Origin of the sequence: Methylophilus sp. 13 (genome assembly GCF_015354335.1) — a bacterium.
Classification (GTDB): domain Bacteria; phylum Pseudomonadota; class Gammaproteobacteria; order Burkholderiales; family Methylophilaceae; genus Methylophilus; species Methylophilus glucosoxydans.
The window spans coordinates 234,221-256,848 of the sequence record NZ_JADKYR010000002.1; the positions used below are offsets into that span (position 1 = coordinate 234,221).

The 22,628-nt window shown below is 50.5% G+C and carries 25 protein-coding genes and 1 tRNA gene; 17 read left to right on the forward strand and 9 right to left on the reverse strand.

Features of this window, described 5'->3' with window-relative positions; all coding sequences use genetic code 11:
* Positions 1–12 precede the first annotated feature (12 nt).
* Positions 13–858, forward strand: a complete 846-nt coding sequence (locus tag INP77_RS05265; RefSeq protein ID WP_228518739.1) for an NAD(P)H-hydrate dehydratase — start codon at positions 13–15, stop codon at positions 856–858.
* Positions 859–909: 51 nt separating this feature from the next.
* Here the strand turns inward: INP77_RS05265 and smpB are convergent, their stop codons facing one another.
* Complete coding sequence (smpB, locus tag INP77_RS05270; RefSeq protein WP_194747859.1) at positions 910–1,362, reverse strand: SsrA-binding protein SmpB; 453 nt, start codon at positions 1,360–1,362, stop codon at positions 910–912.
* Between the two features lie 70 nt (positions 1,363–1,432).
* Between smpB and INP77_RS05275 the strand changes: the two genes are divergently transcribed.
* Complete coding sequence (locus INP77_RS05275; RefSeq protein ID WP_194747861.1) at positions 1,433–1,867, forward strand: type II toxin-antitoxin system RatA family toxin; 435 nt, start codon at positions 1,433–1,435, stop codon at positions 1,865–1,867.
* 23 nt (positions 1,868–1,890) lie between these two features.
* The gene (locus INP77_RS05280) at positions 1,891–2,217 is read left to right on the forward strand and encodes an RnfH family protein (protein ID WP_194747863.1); all 327 of its coding nucleotides are present in this window, start codon (positions 1,891–1,893) and stop codon (positions 2,215–2,217) included.
* A 67-nt stretch (positions 2,218–2,284) separates the two neighbouring features.
* On the opposite strand, the gene INP77_RS05285 is transcribed toward INP77_RS05280, so the two are convergent.
* Entirely contained in the window at positions 2,285–2,752 is a 468-nt protein-coding gene (locus INP77_RS05285; protein WP_228518740.1) for a DUF4124 domain-containing protein, read from the reverse strand.
* A 159-nt stretch (positions 2,753–2,911) separates the two neighbouring features.
* On the opposite strand from INP77_RS05285, the gene guaB reads away from it, so the two are divergent.
* The 11 genes from guaB to INP77_RS05340 all read left to right on the forward strand — a co-directional run bounded on the left by guaB (position 2,912) and on the right by INP77_RS05340 (position 13,290).
* Complete coding sequence (gene guaB / locus INP77_RS05290) at positions 2,912–4,372, forward strand: IMP dehydrogenase (protein WP_194747867.1); 1,461 nt, start codon at positions 2,912–2,914, stop codon at positions 4,370–4,372.
* A gap of 116 nt (positions 4,373–4,488) precedes the next feature.
* Positions 4,489–6,096, forward strand: coding sequence for a glutamine-hydrolyzing GMP synthase (gene guaA, locus INP77_RS05295; RefSeq protein WP_194747869.1), 1,608 nt, complete (start codon positions 4,489–4,491; stop codon positions 6,094–6,096).
* Positions 6,097–6,137: 41 nt separating this feature from the next.
* Complete coding sequence (gene trpS, locus INP77_RS05300; protein ID WP_194747871.1) at positions 6,138–7,157, forward strand: tryptophan--tRNA ligase; 1,020 nt, start codon at positions 6,138–6,140, stop codon at positions 7,155–7,157.
* Positions 7,158–7,183: 26 nt separating this feature from the next.
* Positions 7,184–7,681, forward strand: coding sequence for a GreA/GreB family elongation factor (locus tag INP77_RS05305; RefSeq protein ID WP_194747873.1), 498 nt, complete (start codon positions 7,184–7,186; stop codon positions 7,679–7,681).
* 7 nt (positions 7,682–7,688) lie between these two features.
* Positions 7,689–8,291 (forward strand): nitroreductase family protein, encoded by a 603-nt coding sequence (locus INP77_RS05310; protein ID WP_194747875.1) that lies wholly within the window; start codon positions 7,689–7,691, stop codon positions 8,289–8,291.
* Positions 8,292–8,349: 58 nt separating this feature from the next.
* Positions 8,350–9,945 carry an ABC-F family ATPase gene (locus tag INP77_RS05315; RefSeq protein WP_194747877.1) on the forward strand — a complete coding sequence of 532 codons (1,596 nt, stop codon included), beginning with the start codon at positions 8,350–8,352 and terminating at the stop codon, positions 9,943–9,945.
* A gap of 113 nt (positions 9,946–10,058) precedes the next feature.
* Positions 10,059–10,520 carry a Spy/CpxP family protein refolding chaperone gene (locus INP77_RS05320; protein ID WP_194747879.1) on the forward strand — a complete coding sequence of 154 codons (462 nt, stop codon included), beginning with the start codon at positions 10,059–10,061 and terminating at the stop codon, positions 10,518–10,520.
* 83 nt (positions 10,521–10,603) lie between these two features.
* On the forward strand, positions 10,604–11,371 hold the full coding sequence (locus INP77_RS05325; protein ID WP_194747880.1) for a response regulator: 768 nt from the start codon (positions 10,604–10,606) through the stop codon (positions 11,369–11,371).
* A 30-nt stretch (positions 11,372–11,401) separates the two neighbouring features.
* The gene (locus tag INP77_RS05330; RefSeq protein WP_194747883.1) at positions 11,402–12,781 is read left to right on the forward strand and encodes an ATP-binding protein; all 1,380 of its coding nucleotides are present in this window, start codon (positions 11,402–11,404) and stop codon (positions 12,779–12,781) included.
* Positions 12,782–12,895: 114 nt separating this feature from the next.
* Positions 12,896–12,986 (forward strand) — tRNA-Ser (locus INP77_RS05335).
* A gap of 145 nt (positions 12,987–13,131) precedes the next feature.
* Positions 13,132–13,290 (forward strand): hypothetical protein, encoded by a 159-nt coding sequence (locus tag INP77_RS05340; RefSeq protein ID WP_194747884.1) that lies wholly within the window; start codon positions 13,132–13,134, stop codon positions 13,288–13,290.
* Between the two features lie 211 nt (positions 13,291–13,501).
* On the opposite strand, the gene INP77_RS05345 is transcribed toward INP77_RS05340, so the two are convergent.
* Positions 13,502–14,347 carry a hypothetical protein gene (locus INP77_RS05345; protein ID WP_194747886.1) on the reverse strand — a complete coding sequence of 282 codons (846 nt, stop codon included), beginning with the start codon at positions 14,345–14,347 and terminating at the stop codon, positions 13,502–13,504.
* On the reverse strand, positions 14,344–14,520 hold the full coding sequence (locus INP77_RS14870) for a hypothetical protein (protein ID WP_228518741.1): 177 nt from the start codon (positions 14,518–14,520) through the stop codon (positions 14,344–14,346). Before INP77_RS14870 ends, INP77_RS05345 begins: the two co-directional genes overlap by 4 nt.
* A 559-nt stretch (positions 14,521–15,079) precedes the next feature.
* On the opposite strand from INP77_RS14870, the gene INP77_RS05350 reads away from it, so the two are divergent.
* Positions 15,080–15,955 (forward strand): HEPN domain-containing protein, encoded by an 876-nt coding sequence (locus INP77_RS05350; protein WP_194747887.1) that lies wholly within the window; start codon positions 15,080–15,082, stop codon positions 15,953–15,955.
* Here the strand turns inward: INP77_RS05350 and INP77_RS05355 are convergent.
* Positions 15,947–16,525: a recombinase family protein gene (locus tag INP77_RS05355; RefSeq protein ID WP_194747888.1), complete on the reverse strand. Its 579-nt coding sequence runs from the start codon at positions 16,523–16,525 to the stop codon at positions 15,947–15,949. The genes INP77_RS05350 and INP77_RS05355 overlap by 9 nt on opposite strands.
* Positions 16,526–16,991: 466 nt before the next feature.
* Between INP77_RS05355 and INP77_RS05360 the strand changes: the two genes are divergently transcribed.
* Positions 16,992–17,174: a hypothetical protein gene (locus INP77_RS05360; protein WP_194747889.1), complete on the forward strand. Its 183-nt coding sequence runs from the start codon at positions 16,992–16,994 to the stop codon at positions 17,172–17,174.
* A gap of 21 nt (positions 17,175–17,195) precedes the next feature.
* Here the strand turns inward: INP77_RS05360 and INP77_RS05365 are convergent, their stop codons facing one another.
* Positions 17,196–18,392: a tyrosine-type recombinase/integrase gene (locus tag INP77_RS05365; RefSeq protein WP_194747890.1), complete on the reverse strand. Its 1,197-nt coding sequence runs from the start codon at positions 18,390–18,392 to the stop codon at positions 17,196–17,198.
* A 276-nt stretch (positions 18,393–18,668) separates the two neighbouring features.
* Positions 18,669–19,055 carry a BLUF domain-containing protein gene (locus tag INP77_RS05370; RefSeq protein WP_194747891.1) on the reverse strand — a complete coding sequence of 129 codons (387 nt, stop codon included), beginning with the start codon at positions 19,053–19,055 and terminating at the stop codon, positions 18,669–18,671.
* 508 nt (positions 19,056–19,563) lie between these two features.
* Here INP77_RS05370 and INP77_RS05375 point away from each other — a divergent pair.
* Entirely contained in the window at positions 19,564–21,015 is a 1,452-nt protein-coding gene (locus INP77_RS05375) for an acetamidase/formamidase family protein (RefSeq protein ID WP_194747892.1), read from the forward strand.
* Between the two features lie 138 nt (positions 21,016–21,153).
* Here the strand turns inward: INP77_RS05375 and INP77_RS05380 are convergent, their stop codons facing one another.
* Entirely contained in the window at positions 21,154–21,708 is a 555-nt protein-coding gene (locus INP77_RS05380) for a hypoxanthine-guanine phosphoribosyltransferase (RefSeq protein WP_194747893.1), read from the reverse strand.
* A gap of 5 nt (positions 21,709–21,713) precedes the next feature.
* Positions 21,714–22,583 carry a UTP--glucose-1-phosphate uridylyltransferase GalU gene (galU, locus tag INP77_RS05385; protein WP_194747895.1) on the reverse strand — a complete coding sequence of 290 codons (870 nt, stop codon included), beginning with the start codon at positions 22,581–22,583 and terminating at the stop codon, positions 21,714–21,716.
* Positions 22,584–22,628 lie beyond the last annotated feature (45 nt).

Genomic DNA, 22,628 nt, shown 5'->3' on the forward strand with positions numbered 1-22,628 from the left:
GCATACAATTCAATGATGTATGACACTCAAACAAACGCTCCAGCCCTGTGGCAACCATTATTGCCGCAACCGCATGCGCAAAGCCATAAATATAGCCGCGGCTATGTGCTGATCCAGGGTGGCTACCCGGTCACTGGCGCAGCCCGCCTCGCGGCAATGGCGGCAGCCAGATGCGGGGCAGGCATGACAGCGATTGCGGCACCAGCGATCGCACTGCCTATTTATGCCAGCGCGCTATTGAGCGTGATGGTGAAACCCTATGCGAATACCGCAGAATTACAGACACTGCTTGAAGACACCCGCGTGAGTTGCTATTTAATTGGCCCCGGGGCAGGTCTCTCACAAGACACCAGACTCACCACCCTGGCCATGTTAGCCACAGGCAAACCGGTGGTGATCGATGCCGATGCCCTGACAACCTTTGCCGGTCAGGCAGACACCCTCAAGCAAGCAATACGTGCAAGTTGCGTGCTCACCCCGCATGAAGGCGAGTTCAAAAGCGTTTTTGGAATGAGTGCGGCGCATGATAGACCCACCCGTATCACACAAGTAATGACGGCGGCACAAACCTGCGGGGCGATTGTTTTACTCAAAGGGGCCCACACCATTATTGCCACACCGGAAGGCCGGGTGTTGATCAACGAACAGGCACCACCGACCTTGGCGACTGCAGGCGCTGGCGATGTGCTGGCGGGCATGATTGCCAGTCTGTTGGCACAAGACATGCCCGCATTCGAAGCATGTGCGGCGGCCACCTGGATGCATGCGCAAGCCGCGCGTTTATTTGGAGTGGGATTGATTGCAGAAGATTTGCCAGGGATGATTCCGGCCGTGTTGCAGGCGCTTTTAAAAACTTAACCCTTTTCTAAAGATTCGCCTTTGCTAAGCGCACTTGATTTCGCGTCACTTTTAACGCTTCATCTTGTTTTTCATCAGCGCATTTTGCTCGCGCTTCCAGTCGCGCTCTTTTTCAGCATCACGCTTATCGTGTTGTTTTTTACCTTTAGCCAACCCAATTTGCACTTTTACCCGTCCGCGGGTGAAATGCATGTCCAGCGGCACCAAGGTGTACCCTGCACGCTCGACCTTACCGATCAATTTGTCGATCTCTTCGCGGTGCAGCAGCAATTTGCGTGTACGGATCGCATCGGGACGCACATGGGTGGATGCCGAGCCTAGCGGCGTAATGTGGCAACCGATCAGGTACAACTCCCCACGCATGACCACCACGTAGGATTCCTTGAGGTTGGTACGGTTATCGCGTATCGCCTTGACTTCCCAGCCCTCGAGCACGAGGCCGGCTTCGTACTTTTCTTCAATAAAATAGTCAAAAAACGCTTTTTTGTTTTGCGCGATAGTCATAACGCTGCTGTGCGGGCTTAAATCACTTAAAATAGCATTTTAACTCAAAACCGACTTTCGTTCTGACGCAATGGCTCAAGTAGAAAAAACCGTGCTGGTCATGCATTCGTGTGAAGCGATGTTTCAATTGGTTGATGCCGTTGAAACCTATGCTGACTTTTTACCCTGGTGTGGCGGTAGCCAAGTCATCGAGCGCACGGATACCGTAACCCAGGCCACCATCCACATCCGTTACCACGGCATACAGCAGCACTTTACAACACGCAACCACAAACAGTTCCCGCACCGCATGGAAATCACGCTGGTGGATGGCCCGTTCAAGCAACTGAGTGGACACTGGCACTTTATAAGACTGCGTGAAGATGCCTGCAAAATTGAATTCAAGCTTGAATATGTCTTTGCCAACGGCCTGATTGAACGCATGATTGCGCCGGTGTTCAGCCATATTGCCAACACCTTCGTCGACAGCTTCGTCAAACAGGCTGGCAAGCTCCAACTCAAGTAAGGACCAAACGGGTCACACCAGCCATGCCTGAAGAACTTACCGGGATGCTCAATATAGAAGTGGTCTATGCGCTGCCAACGTCGCAAACGCTGATCACACTTGTTGTGCCGCCAGGCACCACGGCAATCGCGGCCGTGCGACAATCCGGCATTCTGGAACAACACCAGATGACCGCAAGCAAAGAATTACCCTTAGGCATTTTTGGCAAAAAAGTCAGCCACGACAGGCCACTAAAAGCGATGGACAGGGTGGAAATTTATCGCCCGCTGATTGCGAACGCCAAAGAAATGCGCCGTCAGCGTGCCACTAAACAGAAAACAGCCACGGCCAAGCGGGCCAATTCCCGTTAATTACGTATTGCACCATTCAGCGCACTGACAAAACTGCAGGCTTTCTGATCAACACCATAAAGATGCATTACTCGGGTGGACAATTTTCGTCGATTTCTTGCTGCGCGGCTGCCAGCCCCTGACGAATTTGCTCATCTGACAGATATTCGCGCTGACCATTCTCGTTCACATTCTGCATGCGGCCACCCACGGCATAGTTACGATAGTTGCTTCTGGCTGCTGCACAATTTTGGGCTTTTTGACGCGCTTCCATCGCCTTGAGCGCTTCAGCTTCTGGGGACGCATTCTGCCCGGCTGAGTTCTCGGGCATTTTCTGTTTGGCCGGATTCATTTGCTCGCGCGAATAGGCGTCGGATCGCGTCAGTGGCGTATCCGCTGGCACCGTCGTCGCCTTGATTTTTTGCGTGGATGGACCGGCGACAGGAGGCGTATCCGAATAATTCATAATGCCTTTTTCATCGCGCCATTTATAAATCTCGGCCGCCGCCTGCATGGTCCAGCACAAGCCCAGCATCAACATCCATCTCAACGTCATTCTCATTTGATAAACCCACACTTGCTTAGAAAAAGGTTAAGTAAAGGCCTCATGCACAAACCATGCCAGACATCAGCAAACAGAACTGCAAAAACGCAAAACGCTTTGTCAAGGCAAAGTGAAATCGGTATAATTATATTTTGGAGATAAGGAATTCACATGCGTTTGTTGCAACAAGCTCTTACCTTTGATGACGTTTTACTCGTTCCCGCACATTCGAATGTGATGCCGCGCGAGGTCAATCTCAGCACCAAGCTTACCAAGAGCATCACCTTAAATATTCCCCTGCTTTCTGCTGCGATGGACACCGTCACTGAAGCACGCATGGCCATTGCCTTGGCGCAACTGGGCGGCATGGGCATCATACACAAAAACATGTCGGTAGAGATGCAAGCTTCTCGCGTCTCCCGCGTAAAACGCTTTGAGTCTGGCGTTGTCATTGACCCGGTCACCATCCACCCGGCCATGAGTGTGCGCGAGGTGATGAATATCACCCAACAGCAAAAAATTTCAGGCTTGCCTGTGTTGCAAGATGGCAAGGTGGTCGGCATTGTTACCAACCGCGACCTGCGTTTTGAAACCAACCTTGATCAAGCCGTCAGCAATGTGATGACCCCGCAAGACCGTCTGGTCACCGTGCGTGAGGGCGCCAGTCGCGAAGAAATCATGGGCTTGCTGCATAAACACCGTCTTGAGCGCTTGCTGGTTATTGGTGAAAACTACGAGCTCAAAGGCTTGATTACCGTTAAAGACATTCAAAAATCGTCAGATCACCCCCTGGCCTGTAAAGATGAAAAAGGTCGCTTGCGCGTCGGCGCGGCAGTGGGCGTGGGTGACGGCACAGAAGAACGCATTGCCGCACTGGTTGAAGCCGGTGTCGATGCCATTGTGGTCGATACCGCGCATGGTCACTCACAAGGCGTACTGGATCGCGTCAAATGGGCTAAAACCCACTATCCAAAACTGCAAGTGATTGGTGGCAACATTGCCACGGCAGAAGCCGCGCTGGCCTTGGTGGATCATGGCGCTGACTGTGTCAAAGTGGGCATCGGTCCTGGCTCTATCTGCACCACTCGTATCGTAGCTGGCGTCGGCGTGCCGCAAATCACAGCCATCAGCAATGTGGCCAAAGCGCTGGAAAAATCAGGCGTGCCATTTATTGCAGACGGCGGCATTCGCTTCTCTGGCGATATTTCCAAAGCCATTGCTGCAGGCGCGTACAACGTCATGCTGGGCGGGATGTTTGCAGGCACTGAAGAAGCGCCTGGTGAAGTAGAGTTGTACCAAGGTCGCTCTTACAAATCCTACCGCGGCATGGGCTCCATAGGCGCCATGCAAAAAGGCTCTTCTGACCGCTACTTCCAGGACAGCACGGCCAACGCCGACAAGCTGGTGCCTGAAGGCATCGAAGGCCGCGTCCCTTATAAAGGCAGTGTCGTTGCCGTGATCCATCAGTTGATGGGCGGCTTGCGTGCCTCCATGGGTTATGTGGGCTGCGCTTCTATTGAAGAAATGCGTAACAAGGCAGAGTTTGTGCAAATCACCAGTGCCGGTATGCGCGAGTCGCATGTGCATGATGTGCAGATTACCAAAGAAGCACCGAATTACCGTATTGATTAACCCTTATTGATAAACGCGAATTCATCCATTTAATCAAAGCCACAGAGGACACAGAGATCACAGAGAAATGACTTCTCTAAGACTCTGTGTCCTCTGTGCACTCTGTGGCTAAACAAATGTCTCATTCAAAAATCCTGATTCTAGATTTCGGCTCCCAGGTCACCCAACTGATTGCACGCCGTGTACGCGAAGCGCATGTCTACTGCGAAATTCATCCTTGTGATGTGTCCGATGAATTTGTCCGCAATTTCGGTGCTGACGGCATCATTTTGTCTGGCAGCCACGCCAGCGTTTACGAAGAAGAAACTGACAAGGCCCCACAAGCCGTGTTTGAACAAGGCGTACCTGTGCTGGGCATTTGCTACGGCATGCAAACCATGGCGCAGCAGTTAGGCGGCAAGGTTGAGGCAGGTGCAAAACGCGAATTTGGCTACGCCCAAGTGCGTGCACGTGGCCACTCTGCCCTGTTTCGCGACATTCAGGATGCCACCAACGCTGAAGGCCACGGCCTGATCGACGTCTGGATGAGCCACGGCGACAAGGTCACCGAACTGCCTGACGGTTTCAAAGTGATCGCCAGCAACGACACCACGCCCATCGCCGCCATGGCTGACGAAAGCCGCAAGTTTTACGCGGTGCAATTTCACCCTGAAGTCACCCACACCAAGCAAGGCCAGGCCATGCTTGAGCGCTTTGTACTGGATATCTGCGCGGCCAAGGCAGACTGGATCATGGGTGACTATATCGCCGAAGCCGTTGCAAAAATCAAGGCGCAAGTTGGCGATGAAGAAGTCATTCTCGGCTTATCAGGAGGCGTAGACTCCTCCGTGGCAGCCGCACTGATACACCGTGCCATTGGTGACCAACTCACCTGCGTCTTTGTCGATCACGGCCTGCTGCGTCTGAATGAAGGCGATATGGTGATGGACATGTTTGCTGGTCGTCTGCACGCCAAAGTCATCCGCGTGGATGCCTCTGCACAATTCATGGGTAAACTGGCTGGCGTCAGTGACCCGGAGGCCAAGCGCAAGATCATAGGCGCAGAATTCGTTGAAGTGTTTAAGGCCGAAGCCGCCAAGCTCAAGGCCAGCGGTGCCGGTCACAAAGGCGCCACCTTCCTGGCACAGGGCACCATTTACCCGGATGTGATTGAATCGGGCGGCGCCAAGTCCAAAAAAGCGGTCACCATCAAGAGCCACCACAATGTCGGTGGCTTGCCAGAACAATTAGGCCTCAAGCTGCTGGAGCCATTGCGTGACCTGTTTAAGGATGAAGTGCGTGAACTGGGCGTCGCGCTCGGCTTACCCCGCGACATGGTTTATCGCCACCCCTTCCCTGGCCCTGGCTTGGGCGTACGCATTCTGGGTGAGGTCAAACAGGAATATGCCTTGTTATTGCAACGAGCAGATGCGATCTTCATTGAAGAATTACGTAATACCGTGGATGTCGCCAGCGGCAAAACCTGGTACGACCTCACCAGCCAGGCCTTTACTGTGTTCCTGCCGGTCAAGTCTGTTGGCGTGATGGGCGATGGCCGCACTTACGATTATGTGGTGGCATTGCGCGCCGTGATCACCAGCGACTTTATGACTGCACATTGGGCGGAATTACCCTATAGCCTGCTGGGCAAAGTGTCTAACCGCATCATTAATGAAGTGCGCGGCATTAACCGCGTGGTTTATGATATTTCCGGCAAACCTCCCGCAACGATTGAGTGGGAATAAGCTTTAAACATTATTCTGACGGCCTACACTGAGAACAAAAAATGAGCACTAAATCCATCATCCTTACTGGTGATCGCCCGACTGGCCCGCTGCATTTGGGCCATTTTGTCGGCAGTTTGCGCAACCGTGTCAAATACCAACATGAATACAAACAGTATGTCATGCTGGCCGACGCGCAAGCGCTGACCGACAATATGGATGATATCGACAAGGTGCATCGCAACGTGGTGGAAGTCGCGCTGGATTATCTGGCAGTCGGTATAGACCCCAAGCTGTCGACCATATTTATCCAGTCGCAAGTACCTGAACTGACTGAGCTGGCCTTTTACTACCTCAACCTGGTCACTGTGGCGCGTTTGGAGCGCAATCCGACGGTGAAAGAAGAGATACGCCTGCGTGATTTTGAGCGCGACATTCCGGCCGGTTTCCTCACCTACCCAGTCAGTCAGGCAGCCGATATTACGGCCTTTAAAGCAACGCTGGTGCCAGTGGGCGAAGACCAGATTCCCATGATTGAGCAAACCAATGAAATCGTGCGCCGCTTTAACCGCACCTATAAAAACATTCAAACCAAGCAAGAGATTCTGGTTGAAACCAAGGCTCTGGTGCCTGAACTCGGCCGCTTGCCTGGCATTGACGGTAAAGCCAAGATGAGCAAATCCCTGGGTAATGTGATAAATCTGGGTGCAAGCGCAGACGAAGTCACCAAAGCCGTCAAGCGCGTCTACACCGATCCCTTGCATTTGAAGATTGAAGATCCTGGCCATGTAGAGGGCAATATTGCCTTTACCTATCTAGATGCGTTTGACCCGGATAAAGCAGCGGTCGCCGAGTTAAAAGCACACTACACACGCGGTGGACTGGCAGACAGCATTGTAAAAAAACGCCTGGAAGCCGTATTGCAGGAAATGCTGGAACCCATTCGTACCCGCCGGGCCGAACTGGCCAATGACAAAGGCTACATTTTGCAGTTGTTGCGCGAAGGTACCGAGCAAGCGCGTGAAGTCGCCGCTCAAACCATGAGCGAAGTGCGCGCGGCGCTGGGCCTGAATTACTTTTAAATGGCGCAGGCAACCACACCTCACCTATGAGCCGGGGCTTTGTCAAAGAAGACGATCTGGAACTGGCGGGCACCGATTTACCGGAACGCCCCATCAGTGCGCATGTCAATTACGTCACGCCTGCAGGCTTGCAACAATTGCAGCAGGCAGTGAAAACGCTGGAAGCTGACCGCTTGCACTATAGTGCGCGCAAGGAAGATCCCAACGCGCAACAGAAGCTGGCCGAGATAGACCGCGACCTGCGCTACTTTGTCGCACGGCTGGAAACCGCACAACTGGTGGATCCCGTCCAACAGCCGCAACATACGGTGCTCTTCGGCGCGACCGTGACCGTAGAAGACGAACTGGGGACGCAACAGGCTTACCAGATTGTTGGAGAAGACGAGGCAGACATTGCGCAGCACAAAGTCAGCTATGTTTCGCCCGTGGCCAAAGCCCTGCTCGGCCGTAAAGTCGGTGACACCACGGTCTGGCAACGGCCTGCGGGTCCCTTGTCACTGGATATTTTAGACATTAAATACTGAAAACACGATGAACGTTTCCCAAGCAATTGAACAACGCCGCTCTATTAAAGCCTACGACCCTGCACACCGCATGACAGAGGCAGAAATCCAGCAACTCTTGTCGCTGGCCATGCTCTCCCCGACCGCTTTTAACATCCAGCACTGGCGTTTTGTGGTCGTGACTGACCCGGTGTTACGTCATCAGATCCGCGCGGTGAGCTGGAACCAGGCACAAGTCACCGATGCCTCATTGCTGATTATCCTGACTGCGGATTTAAAGGCCTGGGAAAAAGACCCTGCCCGCTACTGGGTCAACGCGCCACAGCCGGTTAGTGACTACCTGGTCAAGGCCATTCACGGCTATTACACTGATCAACCTCTGGCACAACGCGATGAAGGCATGCGTTCTTGCGGCATGGCAGCCATGACCTTGATGCTGGCCGCCAAAGAAATGGGCTATGACACCTGCCCGATGGATGGTTTTGATTTTGAGGCTGTGTCCAAATTAATCAACTTGCCTGAAGATCATGTCCCCGTGATGTTTGTCGTGGTAGGAAAAGCCCTCGAAGCAGCCAAGCCACGTGGTGGCCAATTGGCCATGGATGAAGTCGTCATTTATAACCGTTTTTAGCAAAATTACGATGCCTGAAGCAGGCGCACCTTTTTAATTATTGATTGAGAGTTCTTGCATGTTAGTTGCGAACAATATCACCATGCAGTTTGGCTCCAAGCCACTGTTTGAAAATGTTTCCGTCAAATTTGGTGATGGCAACCGTTATGGTCTGATTGGCGCCAATGGCTGTGGTAAATCCACGTTTATGAAGATCCTGGCCGGGGTGCTGGAGCCTACCAGTGGCAACGTCAGCCTGGACCCGAACGAACGCATGGCCTTTTTGAAGCAGGACCAATTTGCCTATGAAGACCAGCGCGTGCTGGACGTGGTGATGATGGGTCACGAGCAAATGTGGAAAGCCATGCAAGAGCGTGACGCGATTTACGCAAACCTCGAAGCCACCGAGGACGACTACATGCGTGCCGCCGAACTGGAAGGCGTGTTTGCAGAGTATGACGGCTATACTGCCGAAGCACGTGCTGGCGAATTGCTGTTAGGCGTAGGCATTCCCCTGGAGCAACATAATGGCCCGATGAGCGCCGTAGCCCCAGGCTGGAAGTTGCGTGTGCTGCTGGTACAAGCCCTGTTTGCAAATCCAGATGTGTTATTGCTGGACGAACCGACCAACAACCTGGACATCAACACCATCCGCTGGCTGGAAGATGTGGTCAATAATCGTGACTGTACCATGGTCATTATTTCGCACGACCGCCACTTTTTAAATCAGGTCTGTACCCATACCTGTGATATGGATTACGGCAAGATTACCTCTTATCCAGGTAACTATGATGATTACATGGAAGCCAGCATTGCCGCACGTAATCAGCAAGCCAAGGACAATGCCAAGGCCAAACAGCAGATTGCAGACTTGCAGGACTTTGTCCGTCGCTTCTCTGCTAATGCGTCTAAAGCCAAGCAGGCAACCAGCCGCGCCAAACAGATTGATAAAATCAAGGTCGAAGAGTTTAAACCCTCTAGCCGCCAGTATCCGTTTATTCGCTTTGAATTTGACGACAAAGAGAAGCTGCACCGCAATGCCGTCGAGCTCAAGAAACTCGGCCATGGCTTTGACAAACCCTTGTTTAACAACGTGGAATTGATCTTCGAAGCAGGTGAAAAAGTCGCCATCATTGGTGAAAACGGCATTGGTAAAACCACCTTTTTGCGTTGCCTGGCCGGGGATTTGCAGCCCAAGCATGGCGAAGTCAAATGGGCAGAAAAAGCCAAGCTGGGCTATTTTGCGCAAGACCATGAATACGAGTTTGCAGAAGGTGAAGACTTGTTTGAATGGATGACCAAGCAACGCCAGCAAGGCGATGATGACAACACCGTGCGCAGCATGCTGGGCCGTTTGCTGTTCCCGACCGAAGCCACTAAAAAATCAGTCAAAGTGCTGTCCGGGGGTGAAAAAGGCCGCATGCTTTACGGCAAACTAATGCTGGCGAAAACCAATGTTTTGCTGATGGACGAACCGACTAACCATATGGACATGGAGTCGATTGAAGCGCTGAATACGGCACTGGACAAATACAAGGGTACCTTGTTTTTTGTCAGCCATGACCGTGAATTTGTCAGCTCGATTGCCACCCGTATTATCGAAATCAAGACGGATGGCATTGTCGACTTTACCGGCAACTATGAAGACTATTTAGCCAGCCAGGGGATTGCCTAAAAACTGACGATACATTCCGTTACACAGCTGACCACCCCTGACAAACACCCGATACAATCGGGTGTTTTAATATCATCATTGCAAATTCGCAATGGTGATTGAAAGGAACCATCATGAAACTGAACAAACTGGTATTCGCGGGGCTTTTGGTGTTGGTGTGCGGAACTGCCTTTGCCGAGCATGGCCATGATTGCGGTAAAGGCAAATTTGACCCTGCCAACTGGCAAGCACAGCGCCTGGAGCACTTTGAACAGCATCAGGAAAAATTGCATACCATTTTGCAACTGACAAGCGCACAGGAAAATGCCTGGAAAACCTATCAGGCACAGATCAAACCGCAAGACAAGGAACATCCGGACTTTGCAGAGTTAAGCAAACTGAATACCTTGCAACGCCTGGACAAAATGGAAGCCTGGGATAAAGCGCGTGACGCACGTCAGGCTGAACGTGCCAAAGCCATCCGTACATTTTACGCCCAGCTGAATGATGCACAGAAGAAAGCATTTGATGAAAATGCCTTACCGCAATATCCGCATCATGCCAATGCGCATCACGAAAAACCTGTGCGTGAATAATCTCAACGCGTTTCACAGACTCACCGGCCACAATGGCCGGTTTTTGTGCTCAAATACTCCCCTTGCAAGTCCGAGACACTTTTATGACTGACGGCCATCCTGATACCCATGTGCTTGTCGTTGATGACGACGATGCCATCCGTGATTTATTGTGCGACTTTTTGCAGGATAATCAACTCAGCACACAACAAGCCAGCAATCATGCACAAATGTGGCAAGCGTTGCAGCAGCGCATGCCTGATGTCATTATCCTCGACATCAACATGCCGCAGCGGAGTGGTATTGAGCTCTGCCGTGAACTGCGCGAGTCCGGCAAATATCATCTCCTGCCCATCATCATGCTCACAGCCAGAACCAGCTCTCTGGATACCATCATGGGCCTGGAAACCGGGGCAGATGACTACGTGGCCAAACCGTTTGAGCCGCTGGAACTGCTGTCGCGTATCCGTAGCGTGGTCAGACGGTCGCGCATGATGCTGGAGAGCGCAGGCAAACCCGATCACGAATGGCAGACCGATCACGCTCTTTTGCGTTTCATTGAGTTTAACGAATGGACTCTGGATATTCAAAACCGTACCCTGGTCGACAGCCAGCATACGCGCATTCCCCTCTCCAATGCCGAATTCAAGTTCTTGCGTTTCATGCTCCTGCATGCCAACCGCACCTTGAGCCGTGATCAGCTCATGGAAGAAATGCATGGACGGGAGGCGGGTCCATTTGACCGGTCAATAGACTTACAAATCAGTAGATTAAGACAGAAACTTGAAGTGGATACTAAGAATCCATCCATGATCAAAACGCTACGCAACGAAGGCTATTTACTCACCGCCGAAGTGCGTTACATTAAATAATGTGTGACATTCAATGACCGGATACACAAGATGATGAAAAAATGGCTAGGCACCATGTCGGTTCGTATTTTCCTGATCACGGTGATCGGTATTCTATTGACCGCCACCACGGTCAGGATGCTGGGACAGCGGGACTTTAAAGAAAATGAATCTCGCATGCGCGACCAATTTGCCTTTGACCGCATTGAGAGCATGGTGCGCATACTTGAAGCCACCGTCCCCGAAAAACGCGTCGAAATTCAAGATGTGTTTAAGCGTATGGGCAGCCACGTCACCATTGGCGCCAACAAACCTTCACAGATGCCCGCCTTACCCGCAGAACTGGCGCACTTGAATACCTTGCTGGTACCAGAAGTGGCAGACATGATTGATCTGGTTCCCCTCAGTAATTGTGCTCCACGCCGCATGACACTGCCGCCGCCGTCTGCCATGGGTTTCTCGCCGCCGCCCCGTCCGCATGGGCAATGTCTAGCCATTTACACCCACCTTGAAGACCAGACACCGATAGTGATCACTCTGCACTATGGCGGCCATAGACCACCGCCACCGCACGAACGCAACCCTTTAGCCATTTTACTGGCCTTCCTCGGCTTACTGCTTATCATTTGGACCGTAGCCTCCGTGGCCACCAGACCCCTGCGTAAACTGGCCGATGCGGCCTTGCAGCTCGCCCATAATATCGAGCACCCGCCGCTCCCAGAAAATAAAGGCTCGACAGAGGTTCGCCATGCCGCCAAAGCCTTTAATGAAATGCAACGCAGCATCCTCAAGCATATTCAGGAGCGTGGCTTTATTCTGGGAGCCATCGCGCATGACCTGCAAACACCGTTGACCCGTCTGCGCTTGCGCCTCGAAAAAGTCAAAGACCCAGAACTCAAGCAGGGACTGATCAAAGACCTGACCGCCACCCAGGAAATGGTCCGAGAAGGACTGGATTTTGCGCGCCTCTGCGGTGAAAACATCCACAAAAACAAAGTGGATCTCACCGCCCTGGCAACGGCTGTTTGTGACGACTTTGAAGACGCAGGCCAAGCCATTCAAAAAACACTACCCGAACAGGCAATCACCGTCATGGGCTCAGCCCATCTGCTCACACGCTGTCTCACCAACCTGCTCAACAATACCATTGCCTATGCAAAAACGCCTGCCTTATCCATTCAAGTCAAAGGTAAACAAGTCATCTGTACCGTCTCGGACAATGGCCCAGGCATTCCTGAATCTGCCCTAACCAGCGTGCTGGAACCGTTCCGGCGCCTGGAGGACTCCCGCTCCCGCCAGACCGGTGGCACCGGCCTCGGCCTGGCCATTGCACGAATGATTGTTGAAAAACACGGTGGAAAAATGACATTGAACAACAAGACAGCCCCTGAAACCGGCCTGGTCGTGCAGATTGTGCTACCACTGAACTAAATCAGCCGTTGCGTAACACTGCTTGCATATTTTTGTTGAAGCGCGAGGCCACCACAGTGTAGACTAGCGCCCTTATCAAAGCTTGCTGGTCGCAATGATTACGCAAGACCTCCCGGAGAAGTGGCAGAGCTGGTTGAATGTACCTGACTCGAAATCAGGCATACGTGAAAGCGTATCGGGGGTTCGAATCCCCCCTTCTCCGCCAGCTTTTTTATGTGTCTATTAATACTTATAAATCAATAGGTTACATACAGTACATTTCTCGGCTCTACCCCGCGCTTTTACCCCTCGCTAGGTAGTCTATGGATGTCCCCTTGAATGCTCAATTAATTCAACTTTAAGGACATACCATGCAACGCTTAGCAACAACCCTCAACAAACTGACAACCCCCTTTGCTCATCGTATCGCCTTTGAGGCTGTAGACTCCTCCGGCGTATTCGATAAGTGGCACGATGGGCAGTCGCTCAATGTCATCCTTGGCGGGAAGCTGAAGGTCATCCTCAACTGATTAATTCAGTTACATAGATACACAAACGGACGCTCGAATATTCACCTATGGGCGTCTGGTCTACCTGTCCACGGTGGACACCTGCCTGTGCATTAGCATACCCCCAACGGTGTACACCCTAGCTGTCCCTTGAAGTCCCCTCAAAGCCTTGTTATAGCTGGCCTCAAGGGGATTCTTCATGTGTGACTAGGGGCAGTGCCGTTGCCGCGCTTTAGAACTCTGGATTATCATCAATATCATTCGCAGGAAACGGGTTCTCATCCTCCTCTGCTGGTGAATGGTACTCTCCGATGTAATCAAGCAGTCCGGGACTGTAAATAGCCAATGCTTCATAGGCCATCTCAGGGTGTCTCCTCAAGGTGTCGCCAAAGGTCTTGGACAGCTTGTCAGCCATCTTCTTTGCTTCAGCCTTGAGCCACTCCTTATCATCATAATCACCCTTAGTGGCCTTGCCCGCCAGAAGGTCACGCGCCTGCATCCATGTGAGACTATCTAACTCCTTATCGGGATGATTGATTTTTAACATGTCTCTGGTCTTCCTAGCAGTGCCCACAAAGCCATTGCTTACCCCTGTGGCTCTAGAGACCTCAGCCTTGGACTTGGTGGTGCCAATGGTCAACCGCCACGCCGCCTCACACTTCTCTGTAGAGCACATAGGCAGCTTGTCCCTTGAGTTGCGTCTGGCAGCTTCCAACATTGCATCCTCAAGCTTGCCGCTGAAGACAACCACAGGGATTGCTGCCTTGGTCTCCAGTTTACGGTATGCTGACAGCCGATGATGACCATCAATGACGCACCAAGCATCGCCAATCCAGTAGACAACCAAGGGCGCTAAAGGCTGGTCAGGGTGTCGCGTAATAGCTTGCCCTAGTGACCTGACGTGCCAGTCGTCTATTTGTTGCTGCCATCTATGCAGGAATACAGGTCGACACTCATGGATATCCTTGAGCTTCAGTTTAGTGACCTTCTGCGCTGGTGGGGGCTGGCCTTTGTCGATGCGTTCTTTAAGCTTGGCTTTAGCAGCTAATAAGCTGTCATTGTTTTCAATACCAATCATGCCGACACCTGCTGAGATAGTGCCTTATGCTGGGACAGAATCAAAGCCAACGCCTGATTGTTGTTTAAGACTACGCCATGCTTGCCAGCATAGTTACGCTGGAAGTCCTTGAGATAGTCGAAGGTTGTTAAAGGGAATGCGATGTGTCTGTACACCGCGTGTGATTCATTCATTTCATATGCTCCGTTTTGATTGATTTAAAGATGAGAGAAACAAGCCAATTTTCGAGCTGAAAATTACTTGGGGCTTCTCTAGTAGTGGGGGGAATTAATTAACCCTTACAAATCAGTCACTTACTCAAAGTGCAAAATTGACCAATTTTCAGCTTAGATTTGCCTAATTTTTAAGCAGATTTGAGACTGATTCGGATGAGTTTCATCCTTTGGATTGAATACAAATCTCTTGCCCTCTCCCTGTAGTTGGGTAGGGCTTTCTGACCGTCTGGGGACGACCAAAAAACTTGTGTGTATTACCACCATGGGGGTGATTAGCCAAGGCCATTTCCAGCCACGTGGAGACACTTTAAGCTCGAGGCAATGGGGTTGCTTGGGTTGGGGCGAGATGATGAGCTGTAGCGCGTTTCTGAGCGTTTATTTGGAGTGTGCGCTGGTGAGGTTGTCAGGCTGGAAGGGTTTTGCTTGAGGTGAGAGCTTAAGCTGTTAAAATCTATAAAAAATAATTCTTACCTAATTGAAAAGTTGGTTAGGTGCCTTTTGTCACAGGGGAGAGTTCATGCCTAGTAAATGGATTACGGTTGCGCCTTTTTCCAATCCCAATATTGCACCGAAGATTGAGTTACCATTTAACTTAGGTCATGGTGTGTCCATAGCTGAAATCCCACCTGCTATATTTGCCTTGCAACAAAATGATAGTGTGAGTAAAGCATTTAAAGAGTCTCTCGAGAGCAAAAGATATTGTTTATTGATTGAGTATGAAGCTGAGTCACTGGGTCAAGAGCAAATAAACGCTTCTGAAAAACTATGCTTCGCTCACAAAACTTTGTGGCTCCTAAAGAATGCAAGCTTTGGAGTCGAAGGTTATGGACACATCAACTTGATTGAGAACGAATACATTGTGCGACAGGCGGTGAAGACTTCGATATGTTACCTATCAGGGAATGATGTATATGAGCCGCTAGATAATGGTGACTTTGATGATTACATCAAAATATTCAACACATTGATAAGCTTAAAAAGAGGAACACCTTTAACGGTTACCTTGAAGTCTATTATAAAAGGCGTAACCGAGTTTCAATGGGAGTGGAGATATCTTTGCTTTTGGGTGGCTTTAGAAGCTCTTTTTGGAGCTGAGACAGAGATTCGATACAGACTATCCCAAAGAATGGGTTTGTTCTTAGGCACGGATTTGAAAGAAGCGTCTGAAATATATGAGTTTATAAAAAGGGCTTATGTTTACAGGAGCAAGGTAGTACACGGTTCTGAACTGAAAAAGTTTAATGGGGATGAATCTTTGGATTTAATGGCAGAGCTAGAGCGCCAGTTGAGAAAGGCAGTGATTAAAATATTATCGAGCCAAAACTTAATCACAATATTTGAGGGAAAAAGTAGAGAGTCATATCTGGATACGTTAGCTTTCAAGTCAAACTAATGAGTTGTTACAGGCTCGCTTAACCGAACTCAAAGAAATGCCAAAGTGTTTAGCTGTCTCAGCAATAGAAGCGTTGTTATCTGCTCTCCATTGAGCCACTTGGCTGTCCACTATCGTCTTCACTTTACCAAGGTTCTTGCCTTCGGCCCTAGCTCGCTTAATGCCTGCTAGTTGGCGCTCTCGGATGTTCTCACGCTCCAGCTTGGACAATCCTGCAAGCATGGTCAACATAAATTCACCGAAGGGCGTGGAAAGGTCAAAGTGTTCTCTCAGAGATATGACCTTCACCCCTTTCTTTTTGAAGGCTTCTACGGTGGTTAGTACGTCGATAGTGTTACGGCCTAGACGGTCAATGGCTGTCACTACAAGCGTGTCATTCTTATCTGCAAACTTCATGATGGTGGCTAGTGATGGCCGTTCTAAAGCTGGGACTGTGCCGGACACTGCTGCATCCTGATACCACCTAACATCCTTATACTTTGCTTCGATGGTCATGCGTTGATTATCGCAAGTCTGGTCTTCTGTAGACACACGGCCATAGCCGATGATTACTCCCTTGTGCTCGCTCATTAGTGCTTCCTTTGGTTGGCTCATTAAGTATGGCTCATAATGTACTGCATGGCTCAATTAATGTCAACAGCAATGAACCAATCAAAGAGGTAAGGTTTAGCTATGGTCTGGAGTGGCTCACAGGGTACACCTTATGAACCAGTTGGTAATGAGTGGAGTAAGGACAGCGACTCCTGCTGCCGCTAGTGTTGGGAATTGACTGGCCGTCATGCGCTGGTGATTACCTACAGGTTCTAACTGAGGAAAGGGCTAGGAGAAACCTAGGTTATCCAGCCGCCGGAAAGGAAACAATTAAAGTATGGATTCGGAAAGGGATTGCTACAGCCACAGCTCGAAGGGGTGGCACGGGGGAAGCGGCCTACTCCTAAATCTATTAATAACCTCAAACAAATTTGCTGTAGAAATTTTTATTATTCCCGATTCCAAGGCATATAATGCCTCTATCGCATTAATCAGAAATAGCGCTATGAGTGATATAACAAAGGTAACTGAAGTAATTGAACTTCGTGTAGCAGCAGACGTGAATAAATATCTAAAACTTGGATGGTGTCTTCTTCGCATTTCATCAGATAATAGCGAAGGTGCAATTCAGCCAAATCAGTTGTATACGCTAGGCTGGGCTCAAGGTGGGGAAGCTATCCATAATTAAATTCATATCGAAAGGTATGTTTTACTTCATCTGATGGAACGGATAGGACACCTTCTCCAAGGCCTCCCGCTTAATCTCTAGCTCATTGCCATCTGAATACAGGCCATAAGTGATGTTGGGCTTTTCATGGCCTACAATGTCCGCTGCAAGGTTCTCAGATACTCTGGCGTTCTCTAGCGCCGTCACCAGTGTTTTGCGGATTGAGTGGAAGACATAATCACCATTGAACCCTAGGGCTGTCTTCAGCCGCCCAAATCGCTTACCAATAGCATTCGCTCGTTTACCGTGTTTATCAGCCTTCAGCCCTGAGATTAAATAGCCATCCTTCGAGCCTTTCTTTAAACGAGCAACTACAGGCATGATGGCTGAATGAATAGGAACTAGGCGCACCCCTGCTTTAGTCTTGGCTGCAACAATACTGAAGCTGTTGTCAGTCACCTCGGTTATCTTCAGACTGCAAAGCTCCTCAATACGTGCGCCTGTGTATGCTCCAATGGCAATAAGGTCTGCTAGGATTGGGTCGGCCTTACTGGCTTTTGTCCATAAGTCCACGACCTGCTGTTTAGTAAACGGAAGCCATGATTCCGTCTCTTTATCTGGTTCCCCAAGGACATCCATGAACGGGTCTACCGACCGTGGAGCTGCCCTCCTATGCTTGAGAAACTTCCAGAAATTCCTTGCAGCCCACACTTGGCGTTTACGACTTGAGTAAGTCTCTCCGTTGTCTTCCAGCTTATCAAGCCAGTTTAATACCGAATCATCGTGAATTGAATCAATCGTAGGGAAGTGAGTTAAGAATGCCGCTACATCCTTGGTCATCTGGTCAATAGTTTTGGGCTTTAGCTTGAGCTGCTTCTTCCATGGTTCAAAGAAGGTATTGGACGGTTTGGAGAGACCTGAACCCACGCTGTAAAACTCAGCGGCCCTCTTCAAGCCGCGTGAGTCTGCAATCTTCTCGGCTTCCTCGACTAAAACCTCTTCGAGCGTTCGCCTTCTTTCTGCATCCTGCTGAGCCTGCATCTCAGCGCGGAATTGGACGGCCTTTGCCAAGTGGGCAGTGTCGCTGTTTCTAGCCGCCTCAAGTTGCAACTTCCAGCCAGCAACCCATTGGGAAGCAATCAACTCCGCTTTGCGCTTGTCCGTAGTGCCTGTGGACTTTTTGAAACGTAACTGGTCTGGTATTCCGTTAACCCCCCTAAGTGCTGTTGGAATATCCAAGACAGCATCCCAATTATTTCGACCTTCTCTGATGTACTTTGGCATGTGTTTATTATGGCGTAAAATCTCATTCTACCCCACGTTTTTACCCTACACAAACACTCTAGAATGTAGTAATATCAATGCATTCAAGGGGATAGGTGGGAGTGGATTTAGAATCCCCCCTTCTCCGCCAGTCATCTCAGGCATGAGAAATCCGTAGCTGGATTCTGATGACATTTTAGTCACGCCTGTTTAATGTTCACCCATTCATTCTATTTGCTTAGAACAACCACACTACTCGACATCGAGTCGACTCATTTTTTGCTTGAAGCTGTTTACAGAAAAGTCAGCCGCGGCAAGACATGCGGCCATATCAAATTGATTGTCGCTGATATCAATATAGCCCATTCCCCAGTCAGCATATAGCCTCCCTGGCAGATCACCGCTGAGGATCATCACGATATTTTTGTGTCGCCGATCACGCAGGATATTCGCTAGCAGCGCATCGACACTGGCCGCTTCTCCTTCAAAATATTGCGTGAAATTTAAGCCATCAAACAGTAATACACCGGTAATTCCATCACGGCTGTTTGCAGCACGCGAAGTTTTAACGATGTCAGGCACCACCAATACGTCGTAGTGCTCTTGGTTTAATACGCTTGTATACAGAACAAATTTCATGGCTGTGCTCATGTTTTGAGATACTTAATGATATACGATAAATAATTGATCAATATATATTTAAAGCGTCATGTTTGATCTCGTCTGATCGTCGCAACAGTTCTAGCAAGCGCGCAAGCCCCGTCCTGACTGATCCGACAACCCCGTGGCATCAATAACTGCCTGGTCCTGCATCAAGCTCGACTACGTTGTTTAACGTATTAATCAACCATGACTTCGGTGCGAGCATAGTAACAAGCAAGCTTGGCAGTAAACCGTGCAATGGTGATCAGCCCTTCTGTTTCTCTTTTCTTCAGGCCCGCGAGATCGGTGGTCAGAGTAAAAGAGTAACAGGTCATAGAGCGCACTTCCCCATATTCAGCCAGCCCCCCATAGGCGGCATGCACACCTCTTATTTCGTCATTCAGCCGCTCTCAAGCCTTGTTCGTTGAGCCAACGACTATCACGCCTAGCAGCGCCATGTTAACGAGCTCACTTGCACATTCTTAACCCAGTGGAGTCTTTCAATATGTCAGAGCATACTTGTAGTCCCGGTTGTCAGCATGGCGTTACCCCAGGTAATGAAGCACACATCAAAGAAGAGTTTCACGAGGCAAGGAGGTCTTTTTTAAAAGATGCCTTTGCCGTCGGCAGCACCACTGCCGCGCTTGGCGCGATGGGGATTACCATGTCGTCAAACGCCTTTGCCCAGAGTCCCAAGGTCGGTACGGGCCGCGCCAATCATTTTTATGTCCCTGCCAATGACAAAACGGTCCATTGGGGATTTTTCAGTAAATCCCTCAAACCGTTAATTGAGGTCGAGTCTGGTGACTATGTGACCCTGGAAACCCTGACCCACCATGCCAATGATGATGCCGAACGGATGGTGAGAGGCGATGCGGGCGCAGAAAGTGTGTTTTACTGGGATAGCAAACGCAAAGGAGTAGACCGTCGCGGGATAGGCGCCATGAATGCCAAAGTGGGCGCAGGGGGTGGCTTAGGTGTCCATATTTGTACCGGGCCGATTGCAGTTAAGGGCGCTGAGCCGGGTGATATTCTGGAAGTCCGCATTGTGGATGTCACCCCCAGACCCAGCGCTAACCCCTTATACAAGGGCAAGGCCTTTGGCAGTAATGCTGCTGCCTGGTGGGGGTTTCATTACGGTGACACGATAGAGGAGCCAAAAAAACGTGAAGTGATCACCATTTATGAAGTCGATGCGACCGGGGAAAGAAACTATGCATCCGCAGTGTATAACTTCCGCTGGACGCCACAAATCGATCCATTCGGAATTGTGCACCCCATCATTGACTACCCCGGCGTCCCGGTCGACCATAAAACCATCAAAGAAAATCACAATGTACTGAAAAACGTCCGTATCCCTATCCGTCCGCACTTCGGTACCATGGGGGTCGCGCCGAGTGAAGCCGACATGGTCAACTCGATTCCACCCAACTACACCGGCGGCAACATAGATAACTGGCGCATTGGTAAAGGCGCCACGCTCTACTACCCGGTATCGGTGTCAGGCGGCTTATTTTCGGTCGGCGATCCGCATGCGTCACAAGGCGATTCCGAGCTGTGTGGCACGGCCATCGAGTGTTCTCTGACCGGCACTTTTCAGCTGATTTTGCATAAAAAAGCCAGCCTGCCCGGCACGGCACTGGAAAGCCTGAAATATCCACTGCTGGAAACGCAAGATGAATGGCTGCTTCATGGATTCAGTTATCCAAACTACCTGGCGGACTTGGGGCCAGATGCGCAGAATAGTATTTTTGCCAAATCCTCGGTCGATTTAGCCTTGCGCGATGCCTACCGCAAAATGCGCGATTTCTTGATGACTACCCAAGGATTGAGTGAAGACGAGGCGATCTCACTGATGTCAATTGCGGTTGACTTTGGCATTACGCAGGTGGTGGATGGCAACTGGGGCGTGCATGCGTTGGTGAAAAAAAGCATTTTCCCGCCGCGCAAAAATTGATCATGCGCCAGAGCATCAGCCTGATAAATTGCTAATGGAAAGGCAACGCGCCTCTCCGTTAGCAAATCTATTTAAGAAGAAGGATGCGTTCTAAGAAAAAACAGGATTGAGCAGAGCAGCGTGCAATGCATGCGGTGACTAGATTAAAGCACGAATCTCGGGCAAATTGCGCCACCAGCCATACACGTCCATGCCGCAGCCAAATACGTAGCGGTTTGGCACCACCAACCCGACCACATCGGCTTGCAATGGCTTTTGCAAGCCATTGTCTTTTTCAGTCAGCACCGCGGTGAGCACGTGGCGCGCACCTGCCGCATGGCAAAAGCGCACCACTTCTGCCAAGGTAATCCCCTCATCCAGAATATCGTCCACAATCACCACAGTTTGGTCACGCAGGTCTAACTCGGGCTGCTTGCTCCAGACAATTTCATGGCCAGCCGTGCCGTGATAGCGATTGGCCTGCAAGTAGTCTATTCGTGCTGGCAGATTGAGTCGCGCCATTAATTGACCGGCCAGATAAAGGCCGCCACGCATCACGCAAAGCAACACGATGCTTTCGCTAGCAAGGTCTTGCATGCGCTGCTGCAACTGTAACGCAACGCGCTCCATGGCGGCGTTGACCTCTTCTGCGGTAAATACCACCTGCGACTGCGCCAGCCAGTGCGCCGGCGGTTGATCCTGCGGTGCAACCATGCGCGTTAGAGGCTCAGGGTTTTCAGATACGCTCTGAAGCTGTCGGCGATTTCGGGATGTTTGAGACCCAACTCAACGTTGGCCTGCATAAAGCCGAGTTTGCTGCCGCAATCATAGCGTTTGCCCTTGTAGCGGTACGCCATGACTTTCTCGTACTGCATCAAGGCAGAAATACCGTCTGTCAGCTGAATTTCGCCGCCTTTGCCTGGCTTGACGTGCTCCAGGCACTCAAAAATGCGTGGGCTCAACACATAACGACCGACCACGGCCAGGTTGGAAGGCGCTTCTTCCGGTTTTGGTTTTTCTACCATGCCTTTCACTTCGAGCAAGTCATCGGTTTTTGCCACGGCATCCACCACACCATAGCTGCTGGTTTCTTCCGGTGCAACCGTTTCAATGCCCAAAATGGAGCATTGCTGCTCTTCATACATGTCTACCATTTGCTTCGTGATGGATACATCACCAACCAGCAAATCGTCCGCAAGTAAGACTGAAAATGGCTCATCCCCGACCACAGGCTTGGCGCAAAGCACGGCATGGCCCAGGCCCAATGCTTGTGACTGGCGGATAAACACGCAGCTGACCCCTTTGGGCAGAATGCTGTGCACGATATCCAGCAGTTTTTGCTTGCCGGCCGCCTCGAGTTCGGCTTCCAGTTCATAGGCCTTGTCAAAGTGGTCAGCAATCGAACGTTTGTTGCGACCCGTGATAAAAATTAACTCGGTTGCGCCAGCGGCAATCGCCTCTTCGGCTGCATATTGAATCAGCGGCTTATCGACGACAGGCAGCATTTCCTTAGGGCTAGCCTTGGTCGCTGGCAAAAATCGGGTCCCTAGCCCTGCCACCGGGAAGACTGCTTTTGTAATTTTTTTCATGGTCGTATCCTAATAAATAAAAATAGTTATAACAAAAGAATAAAG

Excerpts from the sequence above, each read along its gene's own strand:
- INP77_RS05280 (WP_194747863.1), top strand. The coding sequence starts at position 1,891 with ATGCCTGAAGAACTTACCGGGATGCTCAATATAGAAGTGGTCTATGCG.
- INP77_RS05380 (WP_194747893.1), bottom strand. The coding sequence starts at position 21,708 with ATGGTTGCACCGCAGGATCAACCGCCGGCGCACTGGCTGGCGCAGTCG.
- INP77_RS05315 (WP_194747877.1), top strand. The coding sequence starts at position 8,350 with ATGTTAGTTGCGAACAATATCACCATGCAGTTTGGCTCCAAGCCACTG.
- INP77_RS05275 (WP_194747861.1), top strand. The coding sequence starts at position 1,433 with ATGGCTCAAGTAGAAAAAACCGTGCTGGTCATGCATTCGTGTGAAGCG.
- trpS (WP_194747871.1), top strand. The coding sequence starts at position 6,138 with ATGAGCACTAAATCCATCATCCTTACTGGTGATCGCCCGACTGGCCCG.
- INP77_RS05355 (WP_194747888.1), bottom strand. The coding sequence starts at position 16,525 with ATGAGCGAGCACAAGGGAGTAATCATCGGCTATGGCCGTGTGTCTACA.
- INP77_RS05350 (WP_194747887.1), top strand. The coding sequence starts at position 15,080 with ATGCCTAGTAAATGGATTACGGTTGCGCCTTTTTCCAATCCCAATATT.
- guaA (WP_194747869.1), top strand. The coding sequence starts at position 4,489 with ATGTCTCATTCAAAAATCCTGATTCTAGATTTCGGCTCCCAGGTCACC.
- INP77_RS05305 (WP_194747873.1), top strand. The coding sequence starts at position 7,184 with ATGAGCCGGGGCTTTGTCAAAGAAGACGATCTGGAACTGGCGGGCACC.
- INP77_RS05375 (WP_194747892.1), top strand. The coding sequence starts at position 19,564 with ATGTCAGAGCATACTTGTAGTCCCGGTTGTCAGCATGGCGTTACCCCA.
- INP77_RS05360 (WP_194747889.1), top strand. The coding sequence starts at position 16,992 with ATGAGTGATATAACAAAGGTAACTGAAGTAATTGAACTTCGTGTAGCA.
- INP77_RS05340 (WP_194747884.1), top strand. The coding sequence starts at position 13,132 with ATGCAACGCTTAGCAACAACCCTCAACAAACTGACAACCCCCTTTGCT.
- INP77_RS05265 (WP_228518739.1), top strand. The coding sequence starts at position 13 with ATGATGTATGACACTCAAACAAACGCTCCAGCCCTGTGGCAACCATTA.
- INP77_RS05310 (WP_194747875.1), top strand. The coding sequence starts at position 7,689 with ATGAACGTTTCCCAAGCAATTGAACAACGCCGCTCTATTAAAGCCTAC.
- INP77_RS14870 (WP_228518741.1), bottom strand. The coding sequence starts at position 14,520 with ATGAATGAATCACACGCGGTGTACAGACACATCGCATTCCCTTTAACA.
- INP77_RS05325 (WP_194747880.1), top strand. The coding sequence starts at position 10,604 with ATGACTGACGGCCATCCTGATACCCATGTGCTTGTCGTTGATGACGAC.
- guaB (WP_194747867.1), top strand. The coding sequence starts at position 2,912 with ATGCGTTTGTTGCAACAAGCTCTTACCTTTGATGACGTTTTACTCGTT.
- INP77_RS05330 (WP_194747883.1), top strand. The coding sequence starts at position 11,402 with ATGATGAAAAAATGGCTAGGCACCATGTCGGTTCGTATTTTCCTGATC.
- INP77_RS05345 (WP_194747886.1), bottom strand. The coding sequence starts at position 14,347 with ATGATTGGTATTGAAAACAATGACAGCTTATTAGCTGCTAAAGCCAAG.
- INP77_RS05285 (WP_228518740.1), bottom strand. The coding sequence starts at position 2,752 with ATGACGTTGAGATGGATGTTGATGCTGGGCTTGTGCTGGACCATGCAG.
- smpB (WP_194747859.1), bottom strand. The coding sequence starts at position 1,362 with ATGACTATCGCGCAAAACAAAAAAGCGTTTTTTGACTATTTTATTGAA.
- galU (WP_194747895.1), bottom strand. The coding sequence starts at position 22,583 with ATGAAAAAAATTACAAAAGCAGTCTTCCCGGTGGCAGGGCTAGGGACC.
- INP77_RS05370 (WP_194747891.1), bottom strand. The coding sequence starts at position 19,055 with ATGAAATTTGTTCTGTATACAAGCGTATTAAACCAAGAGCACTACGAC.
- INP77_RS05320 (WP_194747879.1), top strand. The coding sequence starts at position 10,059 with ATGAAACTGAACAAACTGGTATTCGCGGGGCTTTTGGTGTTGGTGTGC.